We start from the raw sequence: 12,340 nt of genomic DNA, 5'->3' as shown, positions 1-12,340 counted from the left end.
TTGGTAGAGGGGGTTTGTATGAGCAAGAAGCAGAAGCAAAATAAGAAAAAGACCCACGTTCCTTTTCGGTTAAACGTGCTGTTTTTCTGCGTGTTTTTAATGTTCTCCGCGGTTATTGTAAGGCTCGGATATGTACAAATTGTTCGCGGTGAAGAATATAAGAATGAAGTGGAGAAGAAAGAAAACTCAACGATAAGTAATCCTGTACCGCGTGGGAAAATATTTGACCGTTATGGGCGACCTGTAGTAGATAATGCAGCCATTCGTACTATTACATTTACAAAAATGAAAGGATCAACGGCAGAGGATCGCTTAGAAACAGCGAAAAAGCTAGCAGATTTGATTGAAGTACCGACAGATAAATTAACAGATCGCGATAAAAAAGATTATTGGCTTGCTATGCATAAAGAGGAAGCTAAAGAAAAAATTACGAATAAAGATCGTCAAGAGTTTAAAGATAAAAAAATTGATGATAAAGAATTAGACGAGCGTCAGCGAAGTCGTGTAACAGAAGAAGAGATTAATCAATTATCCGCAAAAGATCTAGAAATATTAGCGATTAAAAGTAAGATGGACGGCGGATATGCAATGACACCTCAAGTTATTAAAAAGGATGCTACAGAAAAGGAATATTCGATTATTAGTGAAAACCTAGCAGCATTACCAGGTGTAGATACGAATGTTGATTGGGATCGAAAATATACGTACGATGATTTATTCCGAAGTGTACTTGGTGGGGTGTCGACATCTGATGAAGGCTTACCGAGAGAAAGACTAGATTACTATCTTGTCCGTGATTATAATCGGAATGATCGAGTAGGCAAAAGTTATCTTGAACAACAGTATGAAGATAGCCTGCACGGTACGAAAGCAGAAGTTAGAAATGTTACAGATAAAAACGGTAATATTTTAGAAACGATTAATGTATCAAAAGGGCAAAGTGGTAATGACTTGAACTTAACAATTGATATGGAATTACAAAAGCGTGTAGAAGATATTCTTGCGAATAATTTAATGAGATTTAAAGGAAGCGAACCTCTTTTAGATCGCGCATTCGTTGTAATGATGAATCCGAAAAATGGTGAAGTTTTATCCATGGCTGGGAAACAATTAGTTAATGAAGATGGTCAAACGAAAGTAAATGACTTTGCATTAGGTACCATGACAAGTTCTTATCCGATGGGGTCAACTGTAAAAGGTGCAACAGTACTTACTGGATATCAAACTGGTGCGATTCAACCAGGGGCAGTACAATTGGATGAACCAATTAAATTAAAAGGTACACCTACGAAGTCGTCTTGGAAAACGATGGGATATATTAATGACCTTACAGCTTTAAAAATGTCTTCTAACGTTTATATGTTTAAAACAGCGATGAATATCGCTGGTGTTCCATATGTGAGAGGTGGTACGTTAGATATACCTCAAAAAGCATTTGATACGATGCGTTATTATTTCGGACAGTTTGGACTGGGTGTAAAAACAGGAATTGATTTACCCAATGAATCTGCTGGTCAGATGGGTAGAAGTAGTCAACCAGGTTTCTTACTAGATTTATCAATTGGACAGTATGATACGTATACACCGCTTCAATTAGCGCAATATATTTCGACGATTGCCAATGGCGGATATCGTATGCAACCACAAGTTGTAAAAGAAATTCGTCAACCAGCAGTGAAACCAGATGAAGTTGGGAAAGTTGTTCAATCTATGGAACCGAAAGTATTAAATCGTGTTGATATGCCAGAGTCGCAAATTAAACGTGTTCAAGAAGGATTTAGACAAGTGTATAATGATTCAGGTGGTACAGCTACAAAATACTTTACAGGTGCAAAATATAAAGCGGCAGGGAAGACAGGTACCGCGCAAACTGTGTATGGCGGAGATAAAGAGATTGGTAGAAAGGCAAACGGTGAACGTGTGGAAACATATAACCTAACATTAGTAGGTTATGCGCCACTTGAAGATCCAGAAGTAGCATTCTCTGTTGTCGTTCCGTGGGTACATGATGATAAGACTGGTATTAATGGATATATTGGTCGTGAAATTATGGACGCTTACTTTGATTTGAAAAACAAAGAAGTAAATGGTGAAACTCCAAAAGATGACAAAGACAATAAAAATAAAGATCAAGATGATGAATAAAAAAATTGTAAAAAAGCACACTATCTGAAAAGATAGTGTGCTTTTTTTTATGGTTTATGCATATCGTGTAATAAATGTGGACAAGTATACAACACTGAAAAACACGCGGCCGTATAAATGATACTTGTATATGATGAGATAGGGGATAACTGTTTTATAGGGAAATCATCAGAGAAAATGAATAGCTACTACTGATTAAAATTGTATCGTATGTTGATCTTTGTGGAACTTTACAAAACTTTTACAAACAATTAAAACCGAATTAATAGTTTAGCAGTATTCTTATATCTGTAATCCTGTTATTTCCGGTTACTTCTAGGAGGAAGAACACGTGAAATGGATGCGTACACCGATTAAAATTTTCGTACTATCAATATGGTTCCTCTGTTTTGAAATGTCTACTGCATTTGCTTTAAATAATACGGGAGAAGTGAGAGTTGATGGATCCTCAACGGTTTTTCCTATTATAGAAGCAGTAGCGGAGGAATATACAAAGGTGCATCCAGACGTGAAAATTTCCATCAGTATTTCTGGAACTGGGGGAGGATTTAATCGTTTCGGTAAAGGAGAAGTAGATATAAATAATGCTTCGAGAGTAATGAAACAAGTCGAGAAAAATGAAATGAAGAAAAATTCTATTCAATTCACACCTTTTGAGGTGGCTAACGATGGTCTTACAATTGTTGTGAATTGGCACAATACATGGGTAGACGATATGTCAGTAGACGAGTTACGTCTACTGTGGAGTGAAGATGGAAGTGAGAAGCGATGGTCACAAATTCATTCAACATGGCCACGTGAACAAGTGAACTTTTATGCACCAGGCGTAGACTCTGGTACGTATGATTATTTTCAAAATGTCATCTTACAAAATCATCGCATTGTAAAAAAAGTCTCTTTGTCTGAAGACGATCAAGTTATTATGCAAGGGGTAATGAATGATAAACATGCCATTGCTTTTGTAGGATATGCTTATTATATGGCTAATCGAGATAAGGTGAAAGCAATAAAAGTAAATGGTGTATTTCCGACGAAAGAGACCATTCAATCAGGTAAATATAAGCCGTTATCTAGGCCGCTACTTACTTATGTGAATAATGCATCTATCCGAAATAAAATGAATGTAGCAAACTATGTTGAGTTTATGATTCAGCATGTTGGTAACCTCGCTGAAGAGGTCGGTTATGTAAAATTGCGAAAAGAAAAATACAATGAACAGCTGCGTATGTTAACAGAAATAAAAAGGTAATGTCAGGGTGGAAAGGGGTTTTCATCTTTGGCTCATAATGACAAAAATCAAATTACATTTTCTGTACAACATTTGATTGAAAGAAATAAAAAGCAAAGAAAAAAAACGCAGCGAATCAATCGAATAGTACCTTTATTACTAAAAATAATTGCTAGCGTTTCTATTGTGACGACACTTGGAATTGTTTTTACGCTCTCTAATGAAACAATCATGTTTTTTCAAAAAATATCACTATACTCCTTTTTGACGGAGAAAGAATGGTTACCATTTTTTGAAGATCCTAAATTTGGTATAGTACCACTTATATGTGGAACGTTCCTTGTAACAGCGCTTGCTATGTTTGTGGCAATTCCTATCGGTTTAGCGTGTGCTGTATTTTTAAGCGAATATGCTTCAAATAGTGCACGGAAAATATTAAAGCCGATGTTAGAGCTATTAGCAGGTATCCCGACAATTGTATACGGTTTTTTTGCATTAACAATTGTTACACCGCTTTTACAAAGGATTATACCAGATTTACAGTTTTTTAATGCGATTAGTCCAGGAATCGTTATCGGATTTATGATGATGCCTACAGTTGCATCTCTATCTGAAGACGCGATGAGATCTGTGGCGAAAGGGACGAAAGAAGCTTCATTAGCACTCGGAGCGACGCGGTTTGAAATGGTAAAACAAGTGGTGTTTCCGTCCGCTTTTACAGGGATTATGGCAGCAATTATATTAGCGGCTTCTCGTGCAATTGGTGAAACGATGATCGTTGTAATTGCAGCAGGATCCACACCAAATGTATCGCTTGATCCGACACATTCTATTCAAACGTTAACAGCCTATATTGTGCAAGTAAGTTTAGGTGATGCTCCGCATGGAACGGTTACGTATTACAGCATGTATGCTGTAGGTGCAACTTTATTTATGTTTACTTTTATTATGAACATCATTTCGCAGTCTATTATGCGCCGTTTTAGGAGGATGACATAATATGCGAATGTTGAATCATAATAAAATACAAAAAAACATGGCATCACGCTTTTTAAAAGATCGAATTTACAAATTGTTATTTTATATAGCAATTTTATTTTCAATCGTAATTTTGTCTGTGTTACTGTTTCAAATTGTTGAAAAAGGCATAAGTTATCTTTCAATAGATTTCTTTACAAATTTCGCTTCACGTAATCCGAAAGAAGCTGGTATTGCTGCAGCTTTGTCAGGGACAATATTATTTATGAGTATTGTTATACCTGTTTCTTTTATATTTGGAGTTGGAACAGCTCTTTATTTAGAGCAATATGCGAAGGAATCTCTATTTAAAAAAATAGTAGAGATTAATAATCAAACGTTAGCAGGAGTACCATCCGTTGTATTTGGATTGCTTGGTTTAACTATTTTTGTATATGCTCTTCATTTAGGAGAGAGTATAGTTGCAGCAGCACTGACGATGAGTTTACTCGTCTTACCAACAGTTGTTGTGGCGAGTCAAGAAGCAATCCGATCAGTACCAAGTGTATTATTAGAGGGTTCTTACGGATTAGGTGCTACGAAGTGGCAAACGATGTATCAAATTGTATTGCCATATGCTTTTCCAGGGATTATAACGGGCTGTACGTTAGCGATATCAAGAGCAATTGGAGAAGCAGCACCACTATTAGTGATCGGGGCACTTGCGTTTGCGAATTATGTTCCATTTAGTATGTTTGATAGATTTACAGTTTTACCAATCCAAATTTTTAATTGGATGAGTAGGCCACAAGAAGAATTTCAGTATGTAGCAGCAGCTGGGATGATTGTTTTGTTAGGTTTGTTGCTATTTATCAATATATTTGTTTTATGGTTACGAAATCGAAAATAAGTTGGAAGTGGATGAAAGGGGAATTCAAATGGTAGCAACAGTAGTAAATGTACAGGTGAAAAACGAAGAGAAAATCGAGACTGCGCCAAAGAAAGTAGTATTTGATACGAAAAACTTAAATTTATGGTACGGGGAAGACCATGCTTTAAAAGATATTAATTTAAGTATTCATGAGAATGAAGTTACAGCCATTATCGGTCCAAGTGGCTGTGGTAAATCAACGTACTTAAAAACGTTAAATCGCATGGTAGAGTTAGTACCGATCGTTCGAACTACAGGTGTAATTGAATATAGAGAACGCAATATATTTGATAAATCATATCCAGTTGAAGAATTAAGAACACATGTAGGAATGGTGTTCCAAAAGCCAAATCCATTTCCAAAATCTATTTATGAGAATGTAGCATACGGTCCAAAAATCCATGGTATTCGTGACAAAAAGACATTAGATGAAATTGTTGAAAAAAGTTTACGTGGAGCAGCGATTTGGGATGAATTAAAAGATCGTTTGCACGATAATGCATACGGTTTATCTGGTGGACAGCAACAGCGTCTATGCATCGCACGCTGCTTAGCTATTGAGCCAGACGTTATTTTAATGGATGAGCCAACATCGGCATTAGATCCAATTTCAACATTAAAAGTAGAAGAATTAATTCAAGAGTTAAAGAAAGACTTTAGTATTGTTATCGTAACGCATAATATGCAACAAGCAGCGCGTATTTCAGACAAAACTGCTTTCTTCTTAAGCGGGGAAGTTGTGGAGTATACAGATACAAACAAATTATTTACGACTCCTTCAGATAAGCGTACAGAAGATTATATTACAGGTCGCTTTGGCTGATATCGTCGCAAAGCTAAGAGAAAATGCCCTCTTAACAGAGGGCATTTCTTATTTTTATCTCACTTTAATAGGGAAGTAATACTTCCCTTATTTTAAGTTTTATTACAAGCGTAAGAGGCTATGTAGGAGATTTATCCCGCTATTTGCGGGCAGTAAGACCGGATTTCAAAATTCAACAAAAGCAAAGAAGTTAGATGGCGGGCCGCCTGTAAAAGCCCGATTGATGAGGGTTGATTAAAGTTTCACTTTATATATAATGGCACATAATATTGAGGGGGAAGAAAAAATGGTAAGAGAACAGTTTCAAGGTGATTTAAAAGTGTTACAGCAAAAGGTAATCGAGCTTGGAGAATTAGCAAATGCGGCTTTATTGATTGCTATGGAAGGTCTGCATACAAGGGATGTAGAGAAAGCGTTAGAGGTCATTGATGGTGATTACCGCATGGATAATTTAGAAGAGGAAATAAACGATCTTGCACTTATGCTTATTACGAAGCAGCAACCTGTAGCAAGTGACTTAAGAAGGATTTTTATTTCAATTAAAACAGCGACAGATTTAGAGCGTATTGCAGATCATGCTGTTAATATTGCAAAGGCTACAATTCGTCTTGGGGAAAAAGAAGTGGCTGTTAGTTTGCACAACCTGGATGAAATGTTTGCGATTGCAAATGAAATGTTGCATTTAGCGTTAGAAGCATATGAACAAGAAAATTTAACTTTTGCGAAACAAATCGCTGAAATGGATGATTCTGTTGATGAAATATATGGAAAATCAATTCGTGAGTTTATATCTTCAGTTCCGGAACAACCAGAAGCAATTACGCAAATTACACAATTATCATTTGTGGCGAGATATATTGAGCGTGTAGCAGATCATATTACAAATATTGCTGAAAATGTCTTTTATTTAGTAAAAGGAAAGCATTATTTATTGAATGAGTAGGAATTAAAGCAGGTGATGAGAAATCACCTGCTTTTTTTAGTCAAAACATGACAAAAAAAGCTCGTTGTTTCCTTTAGTTTATGATGATAAGATGTATCATAATGTAATGGGAAAATTAGTATATATGTTGTTCGTTAATAAGTATTATTTATCAATTAATAGTAAGCGCTTTCTTTGAGTTTGAACCGTACGTTTTTATAGGTGGGACATTTAATTATAGGGTCTTTTAAATGAGGATTCGTTTAACTAATCAAGTTTATGCTGCTAGTTCATGTGGGATAGAGAATATACATATGGTATATGGAGCTACTGAACATTATATAAGTGGAGGCTGAAGTATATGAAGGGGGTTATTTTAGCTGGAGGAAAAGGAAGACGCCTTAGACCATTAACATGTAATACTCCAAAGCCGATGTTACCATTATTAGAAAAACCAGTTTTAGAATACAATATTGAGTTATTACGCCAGCATGGTATTCGTGAAATTGCAATTACTGTTCAATATATGAGTACGACCATTAAGCAATATTTTGGTGATGGTAGTAAATGGGGAGTTAACTTGTATTATTTTGAAGACTCTCCTCCGCTTGGTACAGCAGGGAGTATTAAACAAGCAGAACAATTTTTAGATGAAACATTTGTTGTGATAAGTGGGGATGCATTAACTGACTTTCAATTATCAGAAGGAATTAGGTTTCATGAACAAAAGAAAAGAATAGTAACAATGTTTGTGAAAGAAGTAGAAAATCCACTCTCATTTGGATTGGTTGTAATGAATAAAGACCAGGAGGTTACACGATATATAGAAAAGCCGGGCTGGAATGAGGTAGTCTCTAATGTTGTGAATACAGGCATATATATTATGGAGCCAGAAATCTTTTCTTACATACCGCCTAGGCAATTTTTTGATTTTAGTCATGATGTGTTTCCGTTATTGGCAAATAAAAATGTGTTATTCGCATATTTGTCAGAAGGTTATTGGTTAGATATCGGCACATTTAATCAATATCGACAAGCACAATTTGATTTGTTAACGAAAAAGTTACAAGTACCTATTCCTTATACGGAAGTATTACCGATGGTATGGATGGGAGAAGGGGTGACGATTGGCAAAGGGACGAAAATTCATGGCCCCTCTTTTATTGGAGAAGGAGCAAAGATTGGTACAGGAGCTGTAATTGAGCCATATTCTATTATTGGGAAAAATAGTATCGTTTCAAATTATTCTCATCTTCAAAAAAGTATTGTTTTTGCAAATGCCCACATTGGGAAGTATTGTGAACTATTAGAAACGACAATAGGAGAGCGTACAATAGTTGAAGATGACGTTACACTGTTTCAAAAAAGCGTTGTAGCAGATCACTGTCATATTGGGAGAAGCACGGTAATTAAGCAAAAAGGAAAACTATGGCCTTATAAGGCCATTGATAGTCATTCGATAGTAGGAGCAGCTGGTATTCAAGAGAGTGAAATGAGTGCAGGTTGGTTACAAAAAAGCCGCATTGTAGGAAGAGGGAATGTTGAAATTACTCCCCAGTTTATCGTGAAGATTGCGATGGCGTATGGATCTCTTTTTACAAAAGGAGAGAGTATATTAATTGGAAGTCAAGAAAATATAGAAACAACCTCTTATAAAAATTTATTTTTACATGCTATTCATGGTATAGGGATTCATACGATGGAATGTAAAGAAATGAACGAGTCACTTTTTCAATATAGTGTTCATCATTTGCAATGTGCAGGTGGTGTTTTCATTCAAGTGGAGAATGAGAATGAGATTGTTATAAAGTTATACAGTCAAGCTGGCATGCCGTTAACGTATAAGCAGCAAAAAGAGATAGAACAAGTATATATGTCCGAATTGTTTTATTACGTACATGAGAAAGAAATGGGGCGTAATGAGCTGGTTCATGTTTCTATGAATGAGTATATAGAAGTTATATTGGAGCATATTGATATCGAGAAAATACAGATGCAGAAGTTTCATCTTCTTATTAATAAGAGAAATGATACGTTGCAACATTTACTTATGCTCTTTCTGCAAAGACTTGGTTGTACAGTTACATGGATTTATGCAAGCGAACAAAAAGATCATGTGAAAGCTTTGATGAAATCAAGTAAAGCGAATATGGCTCTTATGTTTTCTGAGCAAGGAAATCATTTCGAGTTATACGATAAACATAGTAATATTTACCAGGGTACAGATTTGGAAGAGGTAGATATTCCGGATTTCTTACTCGAATCGACAGGAAATATTTACCCGATGTCTTTGAAGTTAGGAGAATGTTATCTTCTATTTTATACGCAGGATGAAAGAAAGTCGTTTCAAGTAAGGTGGAAGCGAGATATTTTATATCGAATTGGAAAATTATTCGAGCTAATAGCATTGCAAGGAAAAACGTTTCTCAGCATAGTAGAGCAATCACCGCCGCTCTATTTACTTTATGATGAAGTGGTATGTTCATGGAATGAAAAAGGGGAAATTATGAGGAGATTATTGGATGATATAGAAAGGAAGGGAGAAGGTATATTTGAAGGAGTACAGTTCAAATATACTGAAAAAGAGTGGTCTTATATCGTTTCTGACACAAAACAACCAAAATTTTTAGTGTATTCACATGCTAGAAACCCAGTAATAGCAAGGGAAAACATGAAAAATCTTATAGAAAAAATTAGACAATATCAAAAGGTGTAGAATTTTTATTTTAAAAGTGGTATTATAGTATAGTCTGATTTAAGTTATTAGTACTGGAGGGAAATAAGAATGCGTGTGAATATTACTCTAGCATGTACAGAATGCGGAGATCGTAACTATATCTCAAAGAAAAATAAACGTAACAACGCTGAGCGTATCGAGCTTAAAAAGTATTGCAAGCGTGACAAGAAGTCTACGTTACACCGTGAAACAAAGTAAGCAGTAGGAATATTTTCCTACTGTTTCTTTTTTTATTCGATTCCTATGTTAAAAGTGATACACTATCATCATAGAGAAAAGTGTCACTGTAGGGGGGAAATGTGTGAAAGAAGAGAAAGTGCGTTTGCGTAAACAAATAATAGAACACATGAATTCTTTATCAGAAGAACAGTATACAACTTTATCAGAACAGATTGCATTTTTGCTGTATGCGCAAAAAGAGTGGGTTGAAGCTAAAACAATTGGAATTACTCTTTCAATGGAAAATGAAGTGAATACATATCCTATTATTGAAAAAGCTTGGGAAGAAGGAAAGAAAGTTGTAGTTCCTAAGTGTAATAAAGGAACAAGAACGATGTCCTTCCGGCAAATTAATAATTTTGATCAATTAGAAACGGTGTATATGAATTTACGCGAACCGATTCCCGGGCTTACGGAAGAAGTGAATGTGGATGGAATTGATCTTCAAATTGTGCCGGGCGTAGCTTATACAGAACGAGGAGAGCGAATTGGGTACGGCGGTGGCTATTATGATCGTTATCTCGTGCATTATAAAGGGAAAACGCTATCATTAGCGTATGGTTTTCAAATGGTAAAACACATTCCGGTAGAGCCATTTGATAAAAATATAGAAAAAATTATTACAGAAAAAGGAACAATGCTCATAAATGAGCTTGTCTAGACAAATAAAAATTGACGAGACTTTTTCTTCTTGATTATAATAAAATATGTGAACGTTTTCTTATTATAATTTTTTATAGTAAGCGAGCATAGAGGGTGATGAAATGGTATCTATTTATGATATTCAGCAATTGCTAAAGAAATTTGGTACGATTATTTATACGGGAGATCGAATTGCAGATTTACAATTAATGCAAGATGAATTGCGTGAATTAAATCAATCACAGCTAATCGATCCACAAGACTATCAAACAGCTTTATTTTTATTGAAGCAAGAAATTCAAAAAGAGCTAAATAAGAATTAGATAAAGGTAGGTAAGCAACATGGAAGAGAAATGGTTAGTTGGTGTTGACCTTGGTGGTACAACGATTAAATTAGCATTTATTAATGTATACGGTGAAATTTTACATAAGTGGGAAATCCCTACGAATACAGGTGAGCAAGGAAAACATATTACACTTGATGTTGCGAAAGCAATTGATAAAAAGCTAGAAGAATTAGGCGAATTGAAGAGCAAGTTAATTGGTATTGGTATGGGAGCTCCTGGCCCTGTACATGTGGCATCTGGAATGATTTATGAAGCGGTTAATTTAGGGTGGAAAAACTATCCGCTAAAAGATTTATTAGAAGTAGAAACAGGATTACCTGTTGTTATTGATAATGATGCAAACTTAGCAGCGCTTGGTGAAATGTGGAAAGGTGCTGGTGAAGGTGCAAAAGATTTAATCTGCATGACACTTGGTACGGGCGTTGGTGGTGGTGTAATCGCCAATGGTGAGATTGTACACGGCGTGAGTGGTGCTGCTGGTGAGATTGGACATATTACAGTAGTTACAGAAAATGCTTTCCCATGTAATTGCGGGAAGTCTGGTTGCTTAGAAACAGTAGCATCTGCAACAGGTATTGTACGTGTTGCTATGCAAAAAATACAAGAGACTAATAAAGAAAGCATGTTGCGTTCTATGTTAGCTGAAGAAGGACGTATTACATCAAAAGATGTCTTTGAAGCACTTGGACAAGGTGATGAATTAGCAGGCGAAGTAGTAGAAAAAGTAGCTTCTTATTTAGGATTAGCTGTAGCGAACCTTTCTAGTACGTTGAACCCAGAGAAAATTGTTATTGGTGGAGGCGTGTCTAAAGCTGGAGATGCGCTATTAGAACCAATTCAACGCTATTTCGAGCAATACGCTTTCTCACGTGCTGTAAAGAGCACGAAGTTAGCTATTGCAACACTTGGTAATGATGCAGGTGTTATCGGAGGAGCTTGGCTTGTAAAAAAGCACAAATACGAAGCGAAGATGATATAAGATGTGAAATATGAAAAGAGGAAGGGGGAACCCTTCCTCTTTTTGTGTGAAATCTCGATGAAGAATAAAGTGTAAACGAATTAAGCTGCTGGTGGATACCCGTTATATAGAACAGTCATGATCGTAAACCATCCGAAAACGAGTACAGTTGCAATTGCAAAGCCGCTCGCGAAAAAGTTTTTTTCACGAAGTGTTCTAAGCGTAGCAAATACAGCTAACAGAGTGACAAGTGTAAAAATAATAACAAGGCCCATACAATATCCTCCTCTGTCTACCCATTTCTTATTATGAGTTTTTGGAATATTTACTCTTTTATATTGTACATGTTTTAAAAATGATTGTCGAGATAGCATCCTTTCTTTTCCTCAGAGAAAGAAATGTTGTATCATTAAAAGTAAGTTTAATAACTG

General features: G+C 35.8%; 12 protein-coding genes. 11 read left to right on the top strand and 1 reads right to left on the bottom strand.

The annotated features are described in order from the left end of the window. Nucleotides 1-18: 18 nt before the first annotated feature. The 11 genes from NZ044_RS21045 (at nt 19) to glcK (ending at nt 11,930) form a co-directional block, all read left to right on the top strand. Nucleotides 19-2,145, top strand: a complete 2,127-nt coding sequence (locus tag NZ044_RS21045; protein ID WP_000038981.1) for a peptidoglycan D,D-transpeptidase FtsI family protein — start codon at nt 19-21, stop codon at nt 2,143-2,145. 331 nt (nt 2,146-2,476) lie between these two features. Further along, nucleotides 2,477-3,394: a PstS family phosphate ABC transporter substrate-binding protein gene (locus NZ044_RS21040; RefSeq protein ID WP_000871825.1), complete on the top strand. Its 918-nt coding sequence runs from the start codon at nt 2,477-2,479 to the stop codon at nt 3,392-3,394. 27 nt (nt 3,395-3,421) lie between these two features. After that, nucleotides 3,422-4,372 carry a phosphate ABC transporter permease subunit PstC gene (gene pstC, locus NZ044_RS21035; RefSeq protein ID WP_000940890.1) on the top strand — a complete coding sequence of 317 codons (951 nt, stop codon included), beginning with the start codon at nt 3,422-3,424 and terminating at the stop codon, nt 4,370-4,372. Between the two features lies 1 nt (nt 4,373). Then, on the top strand, nt 4,374-5,240 hold the full coding sequence (pstA, locus tag NZ044_RS21030; protein WP_001242568.1) for a phosphate ABC transporter permease PstA: 867 nt from the start codon (nt 4,374-4,376) through the stop codon (nt 5,238-5,240). Between the two features lie 28 nt (nt 5,241-5,268). Next, on the top strand, nt 5,269-6,084 hold the full coding sequence (pstB, locus tag NZ044_RS21025) for a phosphate ABC transporter ATP-binding protein (RefSeq protein ID WP_000226681.1): 816 nt from the start codon (nt 5,269-5,271) through the stop codon (nt 6,082-6,084). Between the two features lie 286 nt (nt 6,085-6,370). Continuing rightward, nucleotides 6,371-7,027, top strand: coding sequence for a phosphate signaling complex protein PhoU (phoU, locus tag NZ044_RS21020; protein WP_000251245.1), 657 nt, complete (start codon nt 6,371-6,373; stop codon nt 7,025-7,027). Nucleotides 7,028-7,367: 340 nt separating this feature from the next. Further along, entirely contained in the window at nt 7,368-9,722 is a 2,355-nt protein-coding gene (locus NZ044_RS21015; protein WP_118961578.1) for a sugar phosphate nucleotidyltransferase, read from the top strand. Nucleotides 9,723-9,791: 69 nt separating this feature from the next. Then, nucleotides 9,792-9,941 (top strand): 50S ribosomal protein L33, encoded by a 150-nt coding sequence (gene rpmG, locus NZ044_RS21010; RefSeq protein WP_001265616.1) that lies wholly within the window; start codon nt 9,792-9,794, stop codon nt 9,939-9,941. Between the two features lie 103 nt (nt 9,942-10,044). Then, nucleotides 10,045-10,623 carry a 5-formyltetrahydrofolate cyclo-ligase gene (locus tag NZ044_RS21005; RefSeq protein ID WP_000656859.1) on the top strand — a complete coding sequence of 193 codons (579 nt, stop codon included), beginning with the start codon at nt 10,045-10,047 and terminating at the stop codon, nt 10,621-10,623. Nucleotides 10,624-10,726: 103 nt separating this feature from the next. Next, complete coding sequence (locus NZ044_RS21000; protein ID WP_000253699.1) at nt 10,727-10,927, top strand: YqgQ family protein; 201 nt, start codon at nt 10,727-10,729, stop codon at nt 10,925-10,927. 19 nt (nt 10,928-10,946) lie between these two features. After that, the gene (glcK, locus tag NZ044_RS20995; protein ID WP_000391701.1) at nt 10,947-11,930 is read left to right on the top strand and encodes a glucokinase; all 984 of its coding nucleotides are present in this window, start codon (nt 10,947-10,949) and stop codon (nt 11,928-11,930) included. An 80-nt stretch (nt 11,931-12,010) separates the two neighbouring features. Here glcK and NZ044_RS20990 read toward each other — a convergent pair whose 3' ends face one another. Next, entirely contained in the window at nt 12,011-12,184 is a 174-nt protein-coding gene (locus NZ044_RS20990; RefSeq protein ID WP_000524852.1) for a DUF2759 domain-containing protein, read from the bottom strand. Nucleotides 12,185-12,340: the final 156 nt, after the last annotated feature.

It is taken from the genome of Bacillus sp. FSL K6-1338, assembly GCF_038006965.1.
GTDB lineage: Bacteria > Bacillota > Bacilli > Bacillales > Bacillaceae_G > Bacillus_A > Bacillus_A thuringiensis_S.
Note: the sequence above shows the minus strand (reverse complement) of the source record. Positions and strands in the feature narration are given on the sequence as shown.